The sequence below is a fragment of the Rhodocyclus gracilis genome, from assembly GCF_009617575.1.
Classification (GTDB): Bacteria; Pseudomonadota; Gammaproteobacteria; order Burkholderiales; family Rhodocyclaceae; genus Rhodocyclus; species Rhodocyclus gracilis.
This window is the reverse complement of the sequence record NZ_WIXJ01000002.1, coordinates 44145-61227: the sequence shown is the minus strand read 5'-3', so window position 1 is coordinate 61227 and position 17083 is coordinate 44145. Positions and strand designations below refer to the sequence as shown.

Annotated in this window: 20 protein-coding genes; 9 read left to right on the top strand and 11 right to left on the bottom strand. The window is 63.7% G+C overall.

The genetic code is table 11. From position 1 onward, the window contains the following. Positions 1-5: 5 nt before the first annotated feature. From GHK24_RS03405 to GHK24_RS03395, 3 genes are all read left to right on the top strand, one after another. Positions 6-164 carry a hypothetical protein gene (locus GHK24_RS03405; protein ID WP_153469092.1) on the top strand — a complete coding sequence of 53 codons (159 nt, stop codon included), beginning with the start codon at positions 6-8 and terminating at the stop codon, positions 162-164. Next, positions 161-307 (top strand): hypothetical protein, encoded by a 147-nt coding sequence (locus tag GHK24_RS03400; protein ID WP_153469089.1) that lies wholly within the window; start codon positions 161-163, stop codon positions 305-307. Before GHK24_RS03405 ends, GHK24_RS03400 begins: the two co-directional genes overlap by 4 nt. 159 nt (positions 308-466) lie before the next feature. Next, positions 467-853, top strand: coding sequence for a hypothetical protein (locus GHK24_RS03395; protein ID WP_153469086.1), 387 nt, complete (start codon positions 467-469; stop codon positions 851-853). 4 nt (positions 854-857) lie between these two features. Here GHK24_RS03395 and GHK24_RS03390 read toward each other — a convergent pair whose 3' ends face one another. Then, entirely contained in the window at positions 858-1331 is a 474-nt protein-coding gene (locus GHK24_RS03390; protein ID WP_153469083.1) for a hypothetical protein, read from the bottom strand. A 612-nt stretch (positions 1332-1943) separates the two neighbouring features. Between GHK24_RS03390 and GHK24_RS03385 the strand changes: the two genes are divergently transcribed. From GHK24_RS03385 to GHK24_RS03370, 4 genes are all read left to right on the top strand, one after another. Beyond that, on the top strand, positions 1944-2324 hold the full coding sequence (locus GHK24_RS03385; RefSeq protein ID WP_153469080.1) for a DUF2946 family protein: 381 nt from the start codon (positions 1944-1946) through the stop codon (positions 2322-2324). A 148-nt stretch (positions 2325-2472) separates the two neighbouring features. Next, the gene (locus tag GHK24_RS03380; protein WP_340666084.1) at positions 2473-4524 is read left to right on the top strand and encodes a TonB-dependent copper receptor; all 2052 of its coding nucleotides are present in this window, start codon (positions 2473-2475) and stop codon (positions 4522-4524) included. A 241-nt stretch (positions 4525-4765) separates the two neighbouring features. After that, positions 4766-5419 carry an oxygen-insensitive NAD(P)H nitroreductase gene (gene nfsB, locus GHK24_RS03375; protein ID WP_153469076.1) on the top strand — a complete coding sequence of 218 codons (654 nt, stop codon included), beginning with the start codon at positions 4766-4768 and terminating at the stop codon, positions 5417-5419. A gap of 318 nt (positions 5420-5737) precedes the next feature. Further along, positions 5738-7171: an exonuclease domain-containing protein gene (locus GHK24_RS03370; RefSeq protein ID WP_153469073.1), complete on the top strand. Its 1434-nt coding sequence runs from the start codon at positions 5738-5740 to the stop codon at positions 7169-7171. On the opposite strand, the gene GHK24_RS03365 is transcribed toward GHK24_RS03370, so the two are convergent. The 5 genes from GHK24_RS03365 to mltG all read right to left on the bottom strand — a co-directional run bounded on the left by GHK24_RS03365 (position 7168) and on the right by mltG (position 11521). After that, positions 7168-7986 carry an ankyrin repeat domain-containing protein gene (locus tag GHK24_RS03365; RefSeq protein WP_153469071.1) on the bottom strand — a complete coding sequence of 273 codons (819 nt, stop codon included), beginning with the start codon at positions 7984-7986 and terminating at the stop codon, positions 7168-7170. The genes GHK24_RS03370 and GHK24_RS03365 overlap by 4 nt on opposite strands. Positions 7987-8051: 65 nt before the next feature. Continuing rightward, positions 8052-8825, bottom strand: a complete 774-nt coding sequence (locus tag GHK24_RS03360; RefSeq protein ID WP_153469068.1) for a TatD family hydrolase — start codon at positions 8823-8825, stop codon at positions 8052-8054. Next, entirely contained in the window at positions 8815-9909 is a 1095-nt protein-coding gene (gene holB, locus GHK24_RS03355; protein WP_153469065.1) for a DNA polymerase III subunit delta', read from the bottom strand. The genes GHK24_RS03360 and holB overlap by 11 nt, the downstream gene beginning before the upstream one ends. Then, a complete protein-coding gene (gene tmk / locus GHK24_RS03350; protein WP_153469062.1) occupies positions 9909-10523 on the bottom strand; it encodes a dTMP kinase in 615 nt (204 codons plus the stop codon). Before tmk ends, holB begins: the two co-directional genes overlap by 1 nt. Beyond that, on the bottom strand, positions 10520-11521 hold the full coding sequence (gene mltG / locus GHK24_RS03345) for an endolytic transglycosylase MltG (RefSeq protein ID WP_153469058.1): 1002 nt from the start codon (positions 11519-11521) through the stop codon (positions 10520-10522). Before mltG ends, tmk begins: the two co-directional genes overlap by 4 nt. 173 nt (positions 11522-11694) lie before the next feature. Between mltG and ygfZ the strand changes: the two genes are divergently transcribed. Further along, on the top strand, positions 11695-12741 hold the full coding sequence (ygfZ, locus tag GHK24_RS03340; protein ID WP_153469055.1) for a CAF17-like 4Fe-4S cluster assembly/insertion protein YgfZ: 1047 nt from the start codon (positions 11695-11697) through the stop codon (positions 12739-12741). Between the two features lie 3 nt (positions 12742-12744). On the opposite strand, the gene GHK24_RS03335 is transcribed toward ygfZ, so the two are convergent. From GHK24_RS03335 to GHK24_RS03320, 4 genes are all read right to left on the bottom strand, one after another. Further along, on the bottom strand, positions 12745-13233 hold the full coding sequence (locus tag GHK24_RS03335) for a L,D-transpeptidase (protein ID WP_153469052.1): 489 nt from the start codon (positions 13231-13233) through the stop codon (positions 12745-12747). Further along, positions 13230-13694 (bottom strand): tRNA adenosine(34) deaminase TadA, encoded by a 465-nt coding sequence (gene tadA, locus GHK24_RS03330; protein WP_153469049.1) that lies wholly within the window; start codon positions 13692-13694, stop codon positions 13230-13232. The genes GHK24_RS03335 and tadA overlap by 4 nt, the downstream gene beginning before the upstream one ends. 37 nt (positions 13695-13731) lie before the next feature. Beyond that, positions 13732-14673 carry a CysB family HTH-type transcriptional regulator gene (locus tag GHK24_RS03325; protein WP_153469046.1) on the bottom strand — a complete coding sequence of 314 codons (942 nt, stop codon included), beginning with the start codon at positions 14671-14673 and terminating at the stop codon, positions 13732-13734. Between the two features lie 157 nt (positions 14674-14830). Further along, on the bottom strand, positions 14831-15103 hold the full coding sequence (locus tag GHK24_RS03320; RefSeq protein ID WP_153469043.1) for a metal/formaldehyde-sensitive transcriptional repressor: 273 nt from the start codon (positions 15101-15103) through the stop codon (positions 14831-14833). Positions 15104-15198: 95 nt separating this feature from the next. On the opposite strand from GHK24_RS03320, the gene GHK24_RS03315 reads away from it, so the two are divergent. Next, positions 15199-16011: a nickel/cobalt efflux transporter gene (locus GHK24_RS03315; RefSeq protein ID WP_153469040.1), complete on the top strand. Its 813-nt coding sequence runs from the start codon at positions 15199-15201 to the stop codon at positions 16009-16011. A gap of 12 nt (positions 16012-16023) precedes the next feature. Here the strand turns inward: GHK24_RS03315 and GHK24_RS03310 are convergent, their stop codons facing one another. Beyond that, positions 16024-17028 carry a sulfate ABC transporter substrate-binding protein gene (locus GHK24_RS03310; RefSeq protein WP_153469037.1) on the bottom strand — a complete coding sequence of 335 codons (1005 nt, stop codon included), beginning with the start codon at positions 17026-17028 and terminating at the stop codon, positions 16024-16026. Positions 17029-17083: the final 55 nt, after the last annotated feature.

Here is a 17083-nt window from a genome sequence, read left to right as displayed (position 1 = left end):
CTGACGTGATCATGAAAATCGCCGGCCTACTCATCACCGGCGGCGCCATCTACGGCGGCATCCGCGCCGACCTGCGCGCCATGCACGAACGCATCAGCGACGTAAAAGAGTCGGCGGCGCTGGCCCACCGCCGACTTGACCAACTGACGGGAGTGAGGACGTGAACAAGATCATCCCGACAATGCCCGAAGTGCTGCGCGAAGCCATCATCGTCGCGGCCGGCGCCCTGATCGCCGCCCTCGTCGTGCGTAGCCTGCCGCAGAAGTACCGCGACATGTTTTCGCTGACGCCGAGCAACGACAAATGACCGAGTGCCAGGTGTGCAGAGTCGCGCGACAGATCCTCGTCGCCGCCGCCGTCTTCTTCGCCGTCAGGGCGGTCAAGAAGTGAAGTAGGGCACCCACACAGAGAGGCCGGCAAATCGCCGGCCTTTTTGCTAGCATGCTGCCGTCAATTCAAGGGGGGCATGATGAGCAAATCGACACTGATCGCTATCGCCGCTTCGGCGGCACTGACAGCGTGTGCAACGACCGAAAGCCGCGACGTATCACCCGCATTCGGATTCACTGACGACGCAGGGAAATCGCACTTCGTCACAGGGCACATCGTCAAGACTTACGACGACAACTTCTTCACCACCTCACGCGCCTACAAGCTGATCGTTCAGGACAGCGGGGCGACCGTGATCGAAGGCCCGCTCGATCCCTACTCGTTCGCCGGTACCGCCGCCGGGGCCATCGGCCAAAAGCCAGCCGTAGCCCACTGCACCAGCGTTCAGAAATCGCCGCAGTGGTGGGATGTAACCTGCGAGATAGCGGTGGAAGGGAAAGTCGTAGGAAAACTGACTTTCTGACGGCTCACGCCCCGGCCAGCATCAGCGCAAGCCGGGATTCCGTCACCAGCTGGCGCCGGTAGTAAGCCGCCCGCTGCTCGGCGGCCTCAAGCGCCGCGTCGGCGCGCTCAACGTCACGCTGCAACTGAACGACCTGAAAGCGCAGCGCATGCAACTCGGCCAGCGTGGCCCACCACGCCCGCAATTCGCCGGCCGGGATAGGGCGCTTCACCCCCGGCACCGTCAGAGCGCCGTCGCAGACCGCGAAGCCGCGCCACTCGCCGCCGGCCAACTCCGAAAGATCGCCATAGCGATGGAAGCGTGCCGCCCGGTACGCTGAGACTGGAACAAGAGGCGCACGCCCGCGCCTGATCGCCGTCCACGTCGTCTCGTTGATGCCGACCTTCGCCAGCGTTGCGGGCGTCGGGGATACGCCCAGAAGTTCGGCCCACTCGTCTCGATCCGCCCGGATGGCCGTTTGCGGCTCTTTTTTTTCCATGATTTTTTCTTATCGTTGGTGGCTTGATTGATCGATTTTATTAATCGATCAGATGACCAAGGCATTACGGACGATAGTTGCAAAAATCAAGGGCAGAGGGCGGAGAGTTGCCCGCCGAGTGTGAAAGGCGAAGTCTTGCGCCTTTTACTGGTCCGTTTCCGACTTAACATAATACAAATTATGCGACTTAATATGGCGCGCAATGCGCAGCCCAAGGCGCAGAACATCCGGATTGATACGAGCGCCACACCCGTGCCGATAACGCAGATATTCAGCGCCAGACTAAATCGACATCGACAATGAGGCACCGGCGCTTCCTCAGCGCAGAGCGCACCGTTGTGAAGACGCCAGATTCCGCCGCTGAACCTCATCACCGAATCGTTTAGCTCTCCGGGTCCCTGCAAGCTCATCTGCCAATGCTCTGCATTATTGCGAATAATTTTTATTAACGATACTATGAAACACTCTGAAACATGATCGATTGGCGCCATTGATCGTGACGCACAATCCGCGAGTCCACGGCCGCGCTGTAAAGGATTCTCGGGTGGGCTCTCCAAACGGCGTGTCCGATCCCTTTGCCAATCTCTTCCGCTAACGAGCGCAGATCGACGCATGCACGTCCGCTTTCACCGCTGGGTCCGCTGGCTCGCCATTGCTGCTGTCGTCTTTGCGACGCTGGCGCCTGCTCTGGCAAATTGGTACGCGGACGCGCGTGGCGGCGCCATTCCGGTAGAAGACATCTGCACGGCCTCCGGCGTTGTCTCGCTGGGCAGCGTCGCGCCTGCCGATTCGGAAGACGCGCACCACCCAGCACAGCACTGCATGTGGTGCAAGCTACATGCCTGTGCAAGCTTAAGCGCCGGTAATCCCGGCTGCCTTGGTGGCAACGTCGCGCAGACGACGCATGCTCCGCCGGCGGAACCGCCGCCACGGGATTTTGCTCCCAAGCACCGCCCTGACGCTCCGCGCGCACCTCCCGCCGCGCTTGCTTGATCCCGCGTCTACCTGACGCCTGAGTGGGGCGCCTTGCACGGCCGCTCCCCCTCCTCTGCCTGCTTCTCAGCTCATTCGATCGCTCCGAGCATCGCGGCCCTGTGTGGCCGTCGTTTCGGCGCGTCTCTCGTATCGTTAAGGACTACATGTGAAAAAGACCATCCTCGCCGCCTCGTTGGCGGCGCTTCCCTGCATGAATGCCATTGCCGCCGACGAACACGATCCCGGCGCACTCGACGCAGTGGTCGTCACTGCGCCGCGCATGGATCAACCACTAACCGTCGTCACCGACCCGAAAGCACCGCGCCAGCCACTGCCGGCACATGACGGCGCCGACTTCCTCAAGAGCATTCCCGGCTTCTCCGTCATTCGCAAAGGAGCGACGGACGGCGATCCGGTGCTGCGCGGCTTTGCCGGATCGCGCCTCGGTATCCTGCTCGACGGGCAGGAAATCTACGGCGGCTGCGGTGGCCGGATGGACCCGCCGACAGCCTACGTTTATCCAGAATCCTACGACCGCGTCACCGTCATCAAGGGGCCGCAGAGCGTGCGCTATGGCGCAGGCCAATCGGCGGGCGTCGTGCTGTTCGAACGCGACTCGACGCGCCTTGCCGAAGCCGGCATCAGCGGTAACGGTAGCGTCACCCTCGGTAGCGCCGGGCGTAACGACGAAGTGCTGTCGGCGCGTGCCGGCACGCCTGATTACTACCTGAAATTCGGCGGCACCCGCGCCCACGCCGACGATTACACCGATGGCAACGGGCAAAAAATCCACTCGCGCTACACGCGCTGGAGCAGCAACTTCGCGCTGGGCCTCACGCCCGACGACAACACGCTCGCCGAACTCGCCTACAGCCGCAGTGACGGCCAGGCCGCCTACGCCGACCGCTCGATGGACGGTTCGAAATTCGCGCGCGAAAACCTGTCGTTGAAATTCGAGCGGCGACACATTTCCGACCTGGTCGACAAGATCGAGGCGCTGGCCTACTACAACCACGTCGACCATGTTATGGACAACTACAGTCTTCGCCCGAACGCCAACACGGCGACCTCCTATGCCGCCATGAATCCCGACCGCACGACCACCGGCGGGCGTCTCGCCGTCACACTGACACCGGCTGACGACTGGCAGATCGTCGTCGGTGGCGACGCCAAAAAAGACCGCCACCGTTACCGCAGCGCGATGATGAAGTCGAGCGCCGCCGCTGCCACCGCCTTCTATGAGTCACTGCCCTGGCGCGACGACATCGAATTCGGGCAACGCGGCCTGTTTACCGAGGCAACGCACCATCTGGCGCAAGACTCACGCATGATCGGCGGCCTGCGTATCGACTGGCACGACGCCACCGACCGTCGCCCGGATGGCTACAGCACCGCCACCTCCCCGACCAACACCACCAAAGGCGCGACGCGGCGCGACACCCTGACGAGCGGCTTCTTCCGCTATGAGCACGACATCGCCGGGCAAGGGGCGACGGTCTATGCCGGGCTCGGCCACGCCGAGCGTCTGCCCGACTACTGGGAGCTGCTGGAAAAAGACCCGACAACCCAGCAAAGCGATTTCCTGTCGACCAAGCCGGAAAAAACCAACCAGCTCGACGTCGGCAGCAAATGGCGATACGGCGATTGGCAAACCTCCCTCTCTGCCTTCTACGCCAAGGTCAACGACTACATCCTGATCAACTGGGACAAGGGCCAGACGCGCAACGTCAACGCGACGATTTTCGGCGGCGAAGCCGATGCCAGCTACCGCATCTCCTCCACGTGGACGACTACCGGCACGCTGGCCTATGTGCGCGGCAACAACGACACCGACGGCAAGCCTCTGGCGCAACAACCGCCGCTCGAAATGCGCCTCGCGATCAATTACGATGACGGCCGTCTTTCCTACGGCGCCCTGTGGCGTCTCGTTGCCGCACAGAACCGTTACGACTTGGGCTCCGGCAACATCGTGGCGAACGGCAAGGACCTCGGGCGCAGCGGTGGCTTTGGCGTCTTCTCGCTCAATGCCGGCTGGCGCCCGACCAAGGGTTCGCTGATTACTGCCGGCGTCGACAACGTCTTCAACAAGGCTTACGCCGAGTTTCTCTCCAAGAGCGGACAGTCGAGCGGCATCTCGGGCGCCGACCTCTTCCCGCCGAACACCCGCATCAACGAGCCTGGCCGCACCTTCTGGCTGAAGGGGCAGATCGCCTTCTGATCGGCAGAGCCGAGCCGTAACGGGCCTATCCCCGGCAGCAACAGGCTGGGGATAGGCCTTTTTTACGCCGGGAAGCACGCCCCTCTCGGGGTGGAAACGGCTATCCCGACAACCGTCGTCGGGTATTTGGTACCATCACCGGCAAGCAAGACGGAACGCGCCCATGCCTCGCGTCAAGCTCTCAGGCATACGGCGCGCGCAGCCTTAATGGACTCTGACCCGCTAACCGAGGAGCGTCACCATGGACATCGCCCGCATCGCCACCACGCGCCACACCACCAAAGCCTTCGACCCGAAGCGAAAAATCCCCGCCGAGACCTTCGCGCAACTCGAAACCCTGCTGCGTTACGCGCCCTCGTCGGTCAACTCGCAGCCCTGGCACTTCGTGATCGCCCATACCGACGAAGGCAAAGCGCGCATCGCCAAGGCCACGCACGGCAGCTTCGCCTACAACCAGCCGAAGATCATGAATGCCTCGCACGTCATCGTCTTTTGCGCGCGACAGGCCCTCGACGAGAGCCACCTTGCCGCCGTTCTGGAGCAGGAAGACCGGGACGGTCGCTTTGCCACCCCGGAAGCCAAGGCCGGCCAGCGCAAATCGCGTCGCTACTACGCCGACCTGCACCGCTTCGACTCCAAGGACGTGCAGCCCTGGATGGAAAAGCAGCTCTATCTGGCCTTCGGCACCCTCCTGTTCGCCGCAGCTGCGCTGGAAATCGACGCCTGCCCGATGGAAGGCTTCGACGCCAGAGCGCTTGATGAGGAGCTTGGCTTGCGCGCCGACGGATTGACCAGCGTCGTCATCGCCAGCCTCGGCTACCGCAGCGGCGACGATTTCAACGCCGCGCTGCCGAAGTCGCGCCTGCCGGCCGACGCCATCATCACCCATCTCTGAACTTGCGGCGGGCGCGGCTCCGTCGCCACCAGGACAAGCGCCCCACACCCATCCTCCCTGCCCTGATCACCACGCCGCCCGTGGCCTGCATCGGCCTTTAGCCCGGCATAGGGGCAGCTTCCCGCCTTGCCAGCTTGCCCCTAAAACCGGGCGCCATCCTGCCGGGGAAACGAGTAGCATCCCCCCGCCTGCATACGCCGAGCGCCGTCTCGTTCTATCGTTACGAGCGCATCGCGCGGCCGGAGCAAACCTCATTCATTGCGTTAATAAAGCGCAACAGTTGATTGTTTTAAATAATTTTTTGATAGCGAAAGATTGATGGCTGATACTCCGTTCGATGCGTCCCTGATTGAGGAGCCGCTCGTCTTTATCGATCTGGAAACGACCGGTGCGAACTTCGCGGTGGATCGCATCATCGAGATCGGCCTCGTCGAAGTCGATCAAAACGGCGTGCGCGAATGGAGTTCCCTCGTCGATCCGCAACAGCCGATCAGCGGCTTCATCACCGGCCTCACCGGGATCGACACGGCGATGACGGCGACCGCTCCCCGCTTTGCCGAACTCGCCCCTGCCCTGCTCGAACGTCTGCAGGGCCGCCTTCTCGTCGCGCACAACGCGCGCTTCGATTATGGCTTCCTCAAGCGCGAATTCGCCCGCCTCGGCATTGCCTTTCGCTCGCGATCCCTGTGCACGGTGAAGTTGTCGCGCCGGCTCTTTCCGCAGCATCACCGGCACAGCCTCGCGGTGCTCATCGAGCGCCACGGCATCCATGTCGACGCCCGCCACCGTGCGCTGGCCGATGCCCGCGTGCTGTGGGACGTCTGGCAATGCTGGAGTGCGAGCCTTTCGCCGGACGCAGTCTGGGCCGCCGTACCGTATATCGTCGGCCACGTCGAACTGCCGCCGCATCTCGACCCGGCGCTGGCCGATGATTTGCCGGAATCCGCTGGCGCTTTCGCCTTTTACGATGGCGATGGCAAGCTGCTGCACAGTGCGCGCAGCGCCAATGTGCGCCGGCAGGTGCTCGGCCTGCTGGCGCCGGCGCGCTGGGAGAGCACGCTCGTTCGCGCCACGCGACGCATCGAGTGGCGCGAATGCGCCGGCGAGTTTGGCGCGCGCCTGAATGACATCGCCTTTTCCCGCGCGCAGCGTCCGTTGCCCGCCGAGCTCTACACCTGGCGGCTACACGAACGCGCGCTCGGTGACTTTCGCCCGGAACTCGTCGCCGCCGCGCCCGAAAACTTCGTCATTGATCAGGACGATTACGGCCTGTACACCAGTCGCCGCGAGGCTCTGCTGGCGCTGCGCAAGCTGGCGGAGGCGAATCATCTGTGTTTCAGCCTGCTGGGGCTGGGCGATGCCGCCGAAGGCAAGCCCTGCGTGGCGTTTCGCCAGCGTGCCTGCCGCGGCGCGTGCGTCGGCAAGGAAAGTCCGGCGCTGCATGGCGCCCGCTTGCAAGCCGCCCTGGCCCGCATCCGCCTGCAGCACTGGCCGCATGCGGGGATCGTGCGCTACATCGAGCGCGACGAATTTGGCCTGCGCGAAGACCATCACCTCTTCGATCATTGGCGATGGCTCGGCAGCGTCGCCAATGCGGCCGATATTCCGGCACATCTGACGGCTGCCATAGCGGACGCTCCGGCCGCCTTTGATCCGGAAATCTACCGCGTGCTGAACCGCTTCATGCAGTCCGGAAAAATCAGGGCGGTCGCCTTGGACTCCTTGGCGGACACTCCGGCCTTATCTGACTAACGCGCTACGCCGTTTTTGGCGTCATTTCCGGCGCCGTGCGTGTGGGCGGCGGCCGGCTCCGTTTTTACCGCCACGTTTTCCTCGACGGCCAGCGGCGTGACGACAGGAGCGGCGTCGGCGCCGGTTCCCATCGCGGGCGCTGTGGAATGCGGCGCCAACTCGATGACGATGGCGCTCCCCGCATGACCGCCCGCCGCCCGCAGCAGCGCTGCGATCTGCGTGTTGCCGCTGCGTTCGGCCCAATCGAGCGCCGCGTCGTTGTTTTCATTGACGAGATTGGGATTGGCGTGATGCTGTAGCAGCACCTCGACAACCGCCTGGTGGCCATTACGCGCGGCGACCATCAGGGCCGTGCTGCCGTTCTCGGTTCGCGCGTCGATCTCGGCGCCGCGCTTGAGCAGGTAGTCAACGATGCTGGCGTGGCCGTTGTAAGCGGCGTAGGCAAGCGGCGTCCAGCCGTACATATTGACCGCCGCCCCCGCCTCGACCAGCCGATGCACAAAAGCCTCCTGACCGGCAAAGGCAGCGAGCCGCAGGGCCGTGTCGCCATTGCGGTTGCGGCTGTTCAGGCGCGCCCGACGCAGCAGGAGCTGGTCGAGCAGTTCGGCATTGTTTTCGCGCACGGCCAGCATGAGAAGGGTGTCGCCATTGCGGTCGACCGTGTTGACGTCGACTCCGCGATCAAGCAACGCGACGACGGCGCCATTGTCACCGGAGCGCAGTGCCGTCAGCATGTCGTCGTACACCCCCGCCGACGCGGCGAGGGGCAACATCAAGGCACCGGCGACGAGCACGTAGCCCAAGGTCTTATTCATTTCTCTCTCCGAAACAAGGGAGCGACGCAAGTCGCGCGCCCGGACACGTGCGCTGCTCGCCAGTATCAGGGGCGCAGGGCACAGGAAAACAAACGGAAGAAGTTGTCGCTGCTCGCCGCCGCGAGCTCTTCGAGCGGCATTTCGCGCAGGCGGGCCACTTCCTCTGCCACATAGCGAACGTACGCCGGCTGGTTGAGCTTGCCGCGAAACGGCACCGGCGCGAGATACGGTGAATCGGTTTCAAGAAGCAGGCGATCGAGCGGCACCCGCTTGGCGACCTCTTTCAGGGCGACGGCATTCTTGAACGTGACGATGCCCGAAAAGGAGATGTAAAAGCCCAGATCAAGCGCGGCACACGCCGTTTCCCAATCTTCGGTGAAGCAGTGCATCACCCCGCCGACACGATCTGCCCCCGCCTCCCGCATGATCTGGAGGGTATCGGCGGCGGCCTCGCGCGTATGAATGATCAGCGGCTTTACCGACTGGCGGGCGGCGGCAATGTGCGTGCGAAAACGCTGACGCTGCCATTCCGGACGATCCTTGTGCCAGTGGTAGTCGAGCCCCGTTTCGCCAATGGCGACCACCTTCGGATGCGCCGCCAGACGCAGCAGATCGTCGAGCGAGGGCTCGGGATCGGCGGCATTGTCCGGATGCACGCCGACGCTGGCGAAAATCGATGGATGGGCGTCGGCGATGGCTAGCAGGCGTGGCAGATGTTCAATCGTCACGCCGACACACAGCGCGCTGGTCACGCCGTTTTGCTGCATGCGGGCCAGTACGTTCGGCAGATCGTCGGCGAGTTCGGGAAAATCGATGTGGCAGTGCGAATCAACGAGCATGCGGATCTCGTGTCAGAGAAGGGGAAAAAAGCGCCGCGTAGCTCATCATCAGCTCTTCGAGGAAGAGCCGGCTGTTGAGCGGCTGCTCGGCTTCGGCGCGATATTGTATCGCCTTGCGTTCGAAGGCCAGCAAACGCGGCAAGGTCGTCCTGACTGCCAAGCGTTTCAAGGCCCCCTGCTCCCGCACGAAGTAACGTGGCGCATGGGCACAACTGGTGAGCGTCAGATCGAAGAGCCAGTGTTGCAGCCAATCGACCAGACGCGGCAGTGGCGAAAGCGCTTTTTCGGCCTTCACCACGCGATCCAGAGCCGCCGCTGAGGCGAGCGCATCCAGCGTGTCGCCACGGGCCAGTTCGCCGCTCAGTGCGTCGAGCAGCGCGCGCCCATCGGCGGGCGCGCCGCTGCGCCCCAGTTCGACGGCACGCAGCGGCGCGCCGCCGGCCAAGGCCAGCCAGCGTTCGGCGTCGTCGACACCAAGATCGCCCAACCAGCGGGCGGCAAGCTCCCGTGCGGGTGTCGGAATCGGCACCGTCTGGCAGCGGCTGCGGATTGTTGGCAGGAGCCGCGCCGGCTCGCTTGAAACCAATAAAAACAATATACCTGCGGCGGGTTCTTCAAGTGATTTAAGAAGCGCATTGGCGGTCGCGCGGTTCATCGCCTCGGCCGGAGTGACGAGGACGACGCGTACACCGTTGCGATGCGCACCGACATGCAGAAAGTCGTCCAGCCCGCGCACCTGGTCGATGGTGATCTGCGCGCTGGGCTTGCGTTTCGAGGACTCTTTCGCCTCCCCCGCCTCTTTGCCGACATCCTCGCCGGCATCCGCCGCTTCACTCAAGGCGGCGGGCTGCAACAGGCGAAAGTCCGGATGGTTGCCCTGCGCCAGCCAGTTGCAGGCGACGCAATGACCGCAGGCCTGCGTCGTCTTGGCCGGCGATTCACACAACAAAAAGGCGATGAACGCGCGCGCCAGTTCGAACTTGCCGACGCCCTGCTGACCGGCGAAGAGCAGCGCATGCGGCAGTCGTTCGCGGCGGGCAAGCAGCCCGCTCCAGACGTTTTCGTGAAGCTCAGTAATTTTCATTAACAAAGCCTTGCGATGATTTCTTCAATCTCTTTGCGAATCTCGTCCGCGCTGCGGTTGGCGTCAATCGGGCGAATGCGCTGCGGCGCCGCGGCGGCGCGCTCAAGGTAGGCCGCCCGCACGCGCTCGTGAAAATCTGCCCGCTCCTGCTCGAAGCGGTCCAGCCCACGAGCCTGCGCTGCGATGCGGCCTTGCGCCACGGCAAACGGCAGATCAAAGAGCAAGGTCAGGTCGGGTTGCAGATGGCCATGCACCCAGTGTTCGAGTTGTGCGAACTTGGCACGGTCGAGCCCTCGCCCGCCGCCCTGATATGCCCAGGTGGCGTCACTGAAACGGTCGCAGACGACCCACTCGCCGCGCGCCAGCGCTGGCTCGATCACTTCCGCCAGATGTTCGCGGCGGGCGGCGAACATCAGCAGCGCCTCGGTTTCCAGATGCATCGGCTCATGCAGCAGGAGTTCGCGGAGCTTTTCCCCGAGCGGCGTGCCCCCCGGTTCGCGCGTCGCTACGACGCCAAGGCCTCGCGCACGCAAGGAGGAGGCCACGTGATCGATCTGGCTGCTTTTACCGGCGCCGTCGAGTCCTTCAAAGGTTATGAAACGACCGCGCTTCATCGCGTCTTGCCTTTCTGATAACGAGCGACTGCCGTGTTGTGTGCGTCCAGCGTTTCAGAAAACACGCTGCTGCCATCGCCGCGCGCCACGAAGTAGAGGGCGCGGCTGTTTGCCGGATGCAGGGTGGCGTGCAAGGCTGCCAGCCCTGGCAAGGCGATAGGCGTCGGCGGCAGGCCGCTTCGGGTGTAGGTGTTGAAGGGGGTATCACTCGTCAGATCGCGGCGGCGCAGGTTGCCATCGAAACGGTCGCCCAGACCATAGATCACCGTCGGATCGGTCTGCAGCGGCATGCCCTGCCGCAGACGGTTAACGAAGACCGCGCTGATCAGCGGACGGTCGCTGTCGCGCCCCGTCTCTTTCTCGACAATCGAGGCCATGATCAGGGCTTCGTAGGGACTGCGATAGGGCAAGCCGCTGGCGCGCCCTTCCCATTCGCGCGCCAGCCGCCGCTGCATGGTGCGGTAGGCGCGGGCAAGAAGGTCGATATCGCTGGAGCGACGGGCAAAGGTATAGGTATCGGGGAAAAACAGCCCTTCCGCCGCGCTTTCCGGTGCGCCAATGCGGCGCAGCAACTCGGCATCGGAGAGGCCGCGCGCGTCGTGGCGCAGATCCGGATGGGCATCCAGACGGTCGCGCATCTGGCGGAAGGTCCAGCCCTCGATGAACGCCAGGTCGGATTGCGTGACATCGCCTCGCGTCAGCTTTGCCAGCAGGTCGCGCGCCGTGCTGCCGCTCTCGATGACATAGCTGCCTGCCTTGAGCGAGGTCTCGGCGCTGGACAGTTTGCCCAGCAAAACAAAAACGCGCGGATCGATGGCAATCCCCGCCTCGTTCAACTGGCGCGCCACCGAGCGCAGGCTGCTGCCGGGCTCGATGTCGAATTCGAGCGGCGAACGGACCAGATTCAGTGGCGACGACACCCACAGGTAAAAGCCGCCGCCAGCCGCCACCGCCAGCAGCACGGCAAGGAAAATGAGGTTCCTGAGGGTTTTGAGCATCGATCCAGCGCGGCAGGGCCGCGATTCAAGCGAGGGAGCAGAGGGGGAACAATCCGGGGAAGCTCAACGTCTGTTGGCAGCATTCGCCGGTGCTCGTATCCGGGCACGGCGTCGCACGTTCAGCGCGCGGAGCGCGCATATAATAGCCCCTCCCTACCGGAAAGAAAGCCGCGATGACACATCCCGACTGGCACGCATTCCTTGGCGCCGCTGGCGCCCGCCTCGTCAACACCGAGATCGCCGACTTTGGCGATGCGGCCGCCGAACTGCAGGTCGCCCGCGCAGACAGCGGCGAAACGCTGCTCGCTCCTCTGCCGCATTTGACGCTGATCCGTTGCTCGGGCGACGACGCCCGCGAGTTTTTGCACAACCAGCTGACGAGCGATGTGCGCCGCCTCGCTGACGCCAGCGCGCAGCCGGCGGCCTGGTGCACGGCCAAGGGGCGCATGCTGGCAAGCTTCTTCCTCCTGCGTGAAGACGCCACCTACACCTTGCGCCTGGCGACCGATTTGAGCGCCGCCATCGCCAAACGCCTTCGCCTTTACGTCTTGCGCTCGAAGGTGAAGATCGACGAAGTCGGCACGGCGCGCGTCCTGCTCGGCCTGAGTGGCCCGCACGCCGTATCGGCGCTGGCCAGCGCCGGCCTGCCGGTGCCCGCCGCAGACCTCGCGCTGGCGCACTTCGCCACGGGTTGGGTTTTGCGCCGCGCTGAAAATCGCTACGAAATCGCCATTGATGCCGCCGATGCGCCGACGCGCTGGCAGGCCTTGGCGAAGCAAGCCCGTCCGGTTGGCACGCCTGTCTGGCGCTGGCAGGAGATTCGCGCGGGCTGGCCCTTGGTTGTGGCAGCGACGAGCGAAGAGTTCGTGCCGCAAATGGCCGATTTCGAAAAAATCGATGGCGTGAGCTTCCAGAAAGGCTGCTATCCGGGGCAGGAAGTCGTCGCTCGGACACGCTACCTCGGCAAGATCAAGCGCCACCTCTATCGCCTGCACTCCGAGGCGCCGCTTGTGGCGGGCGAAGCACTGTGGGTCGGCGGCGACGCGCCGCAGGCGTGCGGCTGCGTGGTCGACGGCGCGCCCTCTCCGGCGGGTGGCTTTGAGGCGCTTGCGGTCATTCAGGAAGAATTCACCGACGGCCGCACGCTACATCTGGGAGACGTTGATGGCGCGGCGCTGAGCATCGGCGCGCGCGTGCATCCCGAAGAAGAAAGCGCCTGAGGCTCAGTCTTCGCGGATGAGTACGCGCGTGTAGGCGGGAACGCGCTCGAAGAGTTCGACGATGTCGGCGTTGCGCATGCGGATACAGCCGTGTGAGCCAGCAACGCCCATCGCCGCCGAATCGGGCGCGCCGTGGATGTAGATGTAGCGCCGCATCGTGTCGACCGCGCCCAGGCGGTTGCGCCCGCACTCGCAGCCCGAAAGCCAGAGAATGCGCGTCAGAATCCAGTCGCGCGCCGGAAAGCGCTCCGCCAGCGCCGGTGAATAGATCTCGCCGGTCGCGCGGCGACCGCGAAACACTGTGTTCTCCGGCATGCCCGCGCCAATGCGGGCGCGTATCACATGCCAGCCACGCGGCGTACAACCGCTGTCAGCACGCTCGCCGGGGCCATTGAGCGCAGTCGAGACGGCATAGCGGGCAAGTAGCGCGCCATCGGCATCGAGCAGGCTTAGTGTCTGCTGCGCCAGGGAAATATCGAGAATGCTGCTCATGTCAGCGCCCGTTGTGCCCGGCGGGCGGCAAAAAACTCGGACAAAAGACGGCTGCATTCATCGGCAAGCACGCCACCTTCAACCTGCGTGTGGTGATTGATCTGCGTCACGCCGAAGAGATCGAGCACGCTGCCGTGCACGCCAGTCTTGGGGTCGCGCGCGCCATAGACGACGCGGGCGATACGCGCATGCATGATGGCGCCCGCGCACATCGCGCAGGGTTCGAGCGTCACGTAGAGCGTGCAGCCGGGCAGGCGGTAGTTGGCGAGGCGCTGTGCGGCGTCACGCAAGGCAGCGATCTCGGCGTGGGCAGTGGGGTCGGAAGCGCCAATCGGCGCGTTGCTGCCGCGCCCGATGATCGTGCCTTCGCGCACGACGACGGCGCCCACGGGAACCTCGCCCCGCGCCCGCGCCGCATCGGCCAGCGCCATGGCCTCACGCATGAAGTATTCGTCGTCCATGCCGGAATTCTACCGGCAGGAAGGTGCGTCAGCGCATTTACGCGTCGACCGGCGCGGCGACCTTGATGGCGGCTTTGACGACTTCTTCGCTCAGTTCGGGGGCGAGCTTTTCGATGAAGGCGTGCGCGTATGCCCGCAAAAACGTGCCGCGGCGTACGGCAAGGCGCGTCGTGTTGGGCGGAAACAAGCCATCGGCAGAGATCAGCGCCAGTTCGCGATCCTTGTCGGCGTCGTAGGCGACGGCGGCAACGATGCCAACGCCAAGATCCTGCGCGACGTAGGTCTTGATGACGTCGGCGTCGATGGCAGAGAGCACGATGTCAGGCACGAGGCCGGCGGCGGCAAAGCTCTCGTCGATGCGTGCGCGCCCGGTGAAGCCTTCGTGATAGGTGATGATCGGGTATTCCGCGAGCGCCGCCAGCGTCAGCGGCTCGGTACGCGCCAGCAGCGGGTGTCCGTGCGGCACAATCACCGCGTGGTTCCAGGTGTAGCAAGGGAAAGCGACCAGACTCGGGAGTTGATCGAGCGTCTCCGTCGCAATGCCTACGTCGGCCTCGCCGTTGCTCAGCATGTCGGCGATCTCGCGCGGACTGCCCTGATGCAGGGTCAGGTGTACCTTCGGGTAATCGGTCTTGAACCATTTGATGACGCGCGGCAGAGCGTAGCGGGCCTGCGTGTGCGTCGTGGCGATGGTGAAGCGGCCGGTTTCGCGACTGGCGAACTGATCGGAGATGCGGCGCAGGTTTTGCGCGTCGATCAGCATGCGCTCGACGACCGTGGCGAGTTCTTCGCCGGGCGCGGTCAGCCCCAGCAGCCGCTTGCCGCGCCGCACGAAAATCTCGATACCAAGTTCGTCCTCCAGGTCGCGGATATGCTTGCTGACACCGGGTTGCGAGGTAAATAGCGCGTTCGCGACTTCGGTAAGGTTGAAATCCTGGCGGACGGTCTCGCGAATGATGCGTAACTGCTGGAAATTCATGGCCCTGCTCTCCTGAATCCGGTCATGGCCCGTCGCGTGTGCGAGGGGCGTTCATGGGATGGGGAGAGTGTAGGAATCCTGCAATATGCTTTCCAATAATTATTTATTAGCTTTTAAGCATCAAAGGTTATAACAAAGGCAGAAATTTGTTTGCGGCTTATTTCAGATAGGACTTGATCACCTGTAGCACCACGTCGAGATCCTGTTGCCGCTGCTCAAGAAGCGGCTCCTGCACGACGTGTTCGCTCAGGTGACCTTCGATCACGGCGACCATCAGGCCATTGACCGCACCACGAATTGCCGCAATCTGCTGCAAGGTGGCGATGCAGTCGCCACCGCCATCGAGCAGTTTTTCCAAGGCAGCGGTCTGGCCGTGAATGCGGCGAACCCGTGCGAGCAGCTTGTTCTTGTTGCTGATGGTGTGCGCCATGGCTTCACTCCGAACCGGAAATATACTGAGGGGTAGTATTTTATACTGGGGGGCAGTATGATTCAGATACGATTCTACCTCGCCGAGATGCCAACATGACGGAGTTTTCCACGCTGCTGCAACAGGGCAATGCCTGGCTCTTCCTGCCCAGCGCGATCCTGCTTGGCGCCTTGCACGGCCTCGAACCTGGCCACTCCAAAGGGATCATGGCCGCCTTTATTGTCGCCGTTGGCGGCACGGTCGGACAGGCGGTGCTGCTGGGGCTGTCGGCGACGCTTTCCCACACGGCGGTGGTCTGGCTCATTGCCATGGCCGGGCTCTATTTCGGTAGTGGCTGGAACGTCGAAACCAGCGAGCCGTACCTGCAAGTCGCCTCCTCCGTGCTGATCGTCGGCGTCGCGTTGTGGATGCTCTGGCGAACCTGGCGCCAGCAGTCGGGCGCGCATGGGCATACGCACGACCACGACCATAGCCACGTTCATTCACATGGTGTCGCGACAGCGCCACACGCGCATAGCGAGGCGGAAGACGGTGACGCGCACGCGCGGGCACATGCGCGGGAAATTCGCGAACGCTTCGCCAACCGGCAGGTGTCGAACGGCGAAATCGTGATTTTCGGTCTGACCGGGGGGCTGATCCCCTGCCCGGCGTCGATCACGATTCTCCTGCTCTGTCTGCAACTGAAGAAAATCGCCCTCGGCGCAACGCTAGTGCTGGGCTTCAGCGTGGGTCTGGCGGTGACGATGGTGGCGGCCGGGGTGCTGGCGGCAATGGGCGCCAAGCAGGTGGCGCGTCGCTGGTCGGGGTTTGGCCAGTTCTCGCGCTACGCGCCGTATTTCTCGGGCGTGCTGATTATCGTCATTGGTGTCGTCATGGGCCAGCAGGGCGTCAGCGCCCTGCTGGCTTAGTCGCGGTCCTGCTTATTTGTTGCCCGACAGGTAGATCTGGTCGAAGACGCCGCCTTCGGAGAAGTGAGTCTTCTGGGCATTACGCCAGCCACCGAAAACGTCGTCGATGGTAAAGAGCTTCACCTTGCCGAACTGCTGCGCATAGCGCGCGGCCACCTTGGCGTCGCGCGGACGGTAGTAGTGCTTCGCCGCCAGTTCCTGCCCTTCGGTGCTGTAGAGGTAGTCGAGATACGCCTTCGCCACCTTGCGCGTGCCGTGCTTGTCGACGACCTTGTCGACGACCGAGACCGGCGGTTCGGCGAGGATCGATACCGACGGCGTGACGATGTCGAACTTGTCCGGCCCGAGTTCGCGGATCGCCAGATACGCTTCGTTCTCCCAGGCGACGAGCACGTCGCCGATGCCACGTTCGACAAAGGTGATGGTGGCGCCACGCGCGCCCGAGTCGAGCACCTTCACGTTGCGATAGAGGCGGCTGACGAAATCGCGCGCCTTGGCTTCGTTGCCACCCGGCTGCTTCAGGGCGTAGCCCCATGCCGCCAGATAGTTCCAGCGCGCGCCGCCCGAGGTCTTGGGATTCGGCGTGACGACCGAGACGTCGGGGCGAACCAGATCGTTCCAGTCGTGGATGCCCTTCGGATTACCCTTGCGTACCAAGAGAACGATCGTCGACGTGTAGGGCGAGGCATTGTGCGGCAGACGCTTCTGCCAATCGCTGGCCAGCAGCCCCTGGTCGGCGATGGCGTCGATGTCGTAGGCCAGCGCCAGCGTTACGACATCGGCTTCCAGACCGTCGCGCACGCTCAACGCCTGCTTGCCGGAGCCGCCGTGCGACTGTCGGATCGTCACGTTATCGCCGCTTTGCGCCTTCCAGTAACGGGAAAACGCGGTGTTGTAGTCCTGGTAGAACTCGCGCGTCGGGTCGTAGGAGACATTCAGCAAGCTGACGTCGGCGGCGTGCGCGGCCGAAAAGAGCGCTGCCAGAGCAAGACCGGCAACAACACCTCTGATTTTCATGGAAAATTCCTCGTGAATGGATGGACGTGAGCCGAGTCTATGCAGCCCCGCTGAG

Bases quoted from the DNA above. Each gene is read 5' to 3' on its own strand.
- GHK24_RS03325 (WP_153469046.1), bottom strand. From the start codon at position 14,673: ATGAATTTCCAGCAGTTACGCATCATTCGCGAGACCGTCCGCCAGGAT.
- holB (WP_153469065.1), bottom strand. From the start codon at position 9,909: ATGAAAATTACTGAGCTTCACGAAAACGTCTGGAGCGGGCTGCTTGCC.
- GHK24_RS03310 (WP_153469037.1), bottom strand. From the start codon at position 17,028: ATGAAAATCAGAGGTGTTGTTGCCGGTCTTGCTCTGGCAGCGCTCTTT.
- GHK24_RS03390 (WP_153469083.1), bottom strand. From the start codon at position 1,331: ATGGAAAAAAAAGAGCCGCAAACGGCCATCCGGGCGGATCGAGACGAG.
- ygfZ (WP_153469055.1), top strand. From the start codon at position 11,695: ATGACACATCCCGACTGGCACGCATTCCTTGGCGCCGCTGGCGCCCGC.
- mltG (WP_153469058.1), bottom strand. From the start codon at position 11,521: ATGCTCAAAACCCTCAGGAACCTCATTTTCCTTGCCGTGCTGCTGGCG.
- GHK24_RS03370 (WP_153469073.1), top strand. From the start codon at position 5,738: ATGGCTGATACTCCGTTCGATGCGTCCCTGATTGAGGAGCCGCTCGTC.
- GHK24_RS03395 (WP_153469086.1), top strand. From the start codon at position 467: ATGATGAGCAAATCGACACTGATCGCTATCGCCGCTTCGGCGGCACTG.
- GHK24_RS03335 (WP_153469052.1), bottom strand. From the start codon at position 13,233: ATGAGCAGCATTCTCGATATTTCCCTGGCGCAGCAGACACTAAGCCTG.
- GHK24_RS03365 (WP_153469071.1), bottom strand. From the start codon at position 7,986: ATGAATAAGACCTTGGGCTACGTGCTCGTCGCCGGTGCCTTGATGTTG.
- tmk (WP_153469062.1), bottom strand. From the start codon at position 10,523: ATGAAGCGCGGTCGTTTCATAACCTTTGAAGGACTCGACGGCGCCGGT.
- tadA (WP_153469049.1), bottom strand. From the start codon at position 13,694: ATGGACGACGAATACTTCATGCGTGAGGCCATGGCGCTGGCCGATGCG.
- GHK24_RS03315 (WP_153469040.1), top strand. From the start codon at position 15,199: ATGACGGAGTTTTCCACGCTGCTGCAACAGGGCAATGCCTGGCTCTTC.
- nfsB (WP_153469076.1), top strand. From the start codon at position 4,766: ATGGACATCGCCCGCATCGCCACCACGCGCCACACCACCAAAGCCTTC.
- GHK24_RS03385 (WP_153469080.1), top strand. From the start codon at position 1,944: ATGCACGTCCGCTTTCACCGCTGGGTCCGCTGGCTCGCCATTGCTGCT.
- GHK24_RS03360 (WP_153469068.1), bottom strand. From the start codon at position 8,825: ATGCTCGTTGATTCGCACTGCCACATCGATTTTCCCGAACTCGCCGAC.
- GHK24_RS03320 (WP_153469043.1), bottom strand. From the start codon at position 15,103: ATGGCGCACACCATCAGCAACAAGAACAAGCTGCTCGCACGGGTTCGC.